This is a genomic window from Pseudomonas agronomica, assembly GCF_025917275.1.
GTDB classification, from domain to species: Bacteria; Pseudomonadota; Gammaproteobacteria; order Pseudomonadales; family Pseudomonadaceae; genus Aquipseudomonas; species Aquipseudomonas agronomica.
The window spans coordinates 1-2,597 of sequence record NZ_JAOSHO010000618.1 but is presented as its reverse complement, the minus strand read 5'-3'; the positions used below and the strand labels follow the sequence as shown (position 1 = coordinate 2,597).

3 protein-coding genes are annotated in these 2,597 nt (G+C 62.0%); all 3 read left to right on the top strand.

The annotated features are described in order from the left end of the window. Nucleotides 1-137 precede the first annotated feature (137 nt). Entirely contained in the window at nucleotides 138-1,286 is a 1,149-nt protein-coding gene (locus OC610_RS25310; protein ID WP_264431762.1) for a pyridoxal phosphate-dependent aminotransferase, read from the top strand. After that, nucleotides 1,274-2,068 (top strand): amidohydrolase, encoded by a 795-nt coding sequence (locus OC610_RS25305; RefSeq protein WP_264431760.1) that lies wholly within the window; start codon nucleotides 1,274-1,276, stop codon nucleotides 2,066-2,068. Before OC610_RS25310 ends, OC610_RS25305 begins: the two co-directional genes overlap by 13 nt. Before the next feature lie 63 nt (nucleotides 2,069-2,131). Further along, complete coding sequence (locus tag OC610_RS25300; protein WP_264431759.1) at nucleotides 2,132-2,551, top strand: hypothetical protein; 420 nt, start codon at nucleotides 2,132-2,134, stop codon at nucleotides 2,549-2,551. Nucleotides 2,552-2,597: the final 46 nt, after the last annotated feature.

Here is a 2,597-nt window from a genome sequence, read left to right as displayed (position 1 = left end):
TCCCTCGCCACGGGGTTGTGTGATGATACGCATTGAAGAGGGTGCCCACGGGCACCCTTTTTCATGCCCGGCGATTGGGCTATCCTCGACCTCTCCCGCGCCGCACCAGAGCCGGGTGCAGACCCAGGGAACCCTCGATGATCACCAGCAAGTTGCCGAACGTCGGCATCACGATTTTCACCCAGATGTCCCAGCTCGCCGCACAGACCGGCGCGCTGAACCTGTCCCAGGGGTTTCCCGATTTCGATGGCCCGCAAGCCCTGCGCGATGCGGTCGGCCGGCACATTGCCCAAGGCCACAACCAATATTCGCCCATGACCGGCCTGCCGGCGCTGCGCCAGCAGATCGCGGCGAAGATCGCCCGTAGCTATGGCGCCAGCGTCGATGCCGATCAGGAAGTCACCGTGACCCCAGGCGCGACCCAGGCGATTTTCTGCGCTATTGCGGCGGTGGTTAACAGTGGCGACGAAGTCATCGTCTTCGACCCAGCCTACGACAGCTACGAGCCTTCCGTGCAACTGGCCGGCGGGCGTTGCGTGCATGTGCCACTGGGCCTGGACGATTTCGCCATCGATTTCCAGAAGCTCGGCGAAGCCCTGAGCCCGCGCACGCGCATGATTATCCTCAACACGCCGCACAACCCCAGCGGAGCGTTGATCAGCCGCGCCGAGCTGGACCAATTGGCGGCCTTGATCCGTGATCGTGACATCTACCTGATCAGCGACGAAGTCTACGAGCACCTGGTATTCGACGGCGTGCCCCATGCCAGCGTACTTGCCCATGAGGAACTGTATCGCCGCGCCTTCGTGGTCAGTTCGTTCGGCAAGACCTACCACGTCACGGGCTGGAAAACCGGCTATGTCGTGGCGCCACCGGCCCTGACGGCGGAGCTGCGCAAGGTGCATCAGTACGTCAGCTTCTGCGGCGTGACGCCGTTGCAATATGCATTGGCCGACTACATGGCCGAGCACCCCGAACACGTCGATGAATTGCCAGGCTTCTATCAGGCCAAGCGCGACCTGTTCTGCGATCTGCTGGCGCCGTCGCGGTTCAGCTTCAAGCGCGTCGCCGGCACTTACTTCCAACTGGTCGATTACTCGCAGATCCGCCCGGATCTCAATGACGTCGATATGGCGCTGTGGATGACCCGTGAACACGGCGTGGCGACCATTCCGATTTCGGTCTTCTACCAGAACCCGCCGCAGGGCCAGCGCCTGGTGCGCTTGTGCTTTGCCAAGCGCGAGGAGACGCTGCGCGAAGCGGCGGAAAAACTATGCGTGATCTGAGCGCCTTGCCCAACCTGAACGTTGCCTTGATCCAGACCACCTTGGCCTGGCACGACCGCCGGGCCAACCTGGAGCATTTCGACACGTTGCTTGAACAGGCGCGCGGGGCGGACCTGATTATCCTGCCGGAAATGTTCACCACCGGTTTTTCCATGGAATCCGAGACCCTGGCGGAGCCTGAAAAAGGACCCGCCAGCAAATGGCTCAAGGACCAGGCGGCGAAACTGGAGGCGGTGATCACCGGCAGCGTGATCGTCCAGGCCGCCGATGGCAGTCATCGCAATCGCTTGCTGTGGGCGCGGCCGGACGGCGAAGTGCTGCATTACGACAAGCGCCATCTGTTTCGCATGGCGGGCGAGCACAACCACTACACGCCGGGCGATCAGCAAGTGTTGTTCGAGCTCAAGGGGTGGCGGATCCGGCCGTTGATCTGCTACGACCTGCGTTTCCCTGCGTGGAGTCGCGACGCCGAGGACACCGACCTGTTGCTGTATACCGCCAACTGGCCGGGCGCCCGGCGCCATCACTGGAACCGGCTTCTGCCGGCGCGGGCCATCGAAAACCTGTGCTACGTAGCGGCGGTTAACCGGATCGGCACTGACGGCAAGGGCTTCGCCTATACCGGCGACAGCCAGGTGCTGGACTTCCAGGGCGAAACCCTGCTCAGCGCTGGCGAAGCCGATGGTGTGTTCACCGTGTGCTTGAGCGCGGCGGACCTGGCAGCGTATCGCACGCGGTTTCCGGCCAACCTGGACGCCGACCGTTTCGAGTTTATTTATTGAAACGATTCAGCCTCAAGAAGCGCTGTTGCGTGCCGATAACCGGTCAGCCAAGGAGGAGTCTCTATGACCAGTATCAGCGCAACGACCGTAAACCCTTATCCGCTGTCAGCGCCCAAAGTCTCCATTCGCGGGGCTGAAGAAGAAAAGGCAGTCAGTCCGGTGACACCGACTGACAGCAGCGAAGACAAGGACAAGGCTCTGAAAGTCGACACCAGCGGTGCGAACATCGCCGGTGTGGGCGGCAGCAGCGGCGCCAGCAACGTCATCGAGCAGTTGAAGAAGCAGATCGAGCGGACTGAGAAACTGCTGGCCGAGCAACAAGCCCAGTTGGCCCGCGTGCAGAAAAGCCAGGCCGACCAGGAGCAGAAATCCCAGGAGGCCATGGCGATCCAGACCCAGATCATGGCAACCCAGGCGACCTTGCAGACCCTGCAGGCTGCGCTGTTGCAGGCGATGACTGTTTCGATCGATACCCATGCCTGATTGATGTTGCCTGACAGGCCACTTTCGCGAGCAGGCTCGCTCCCAC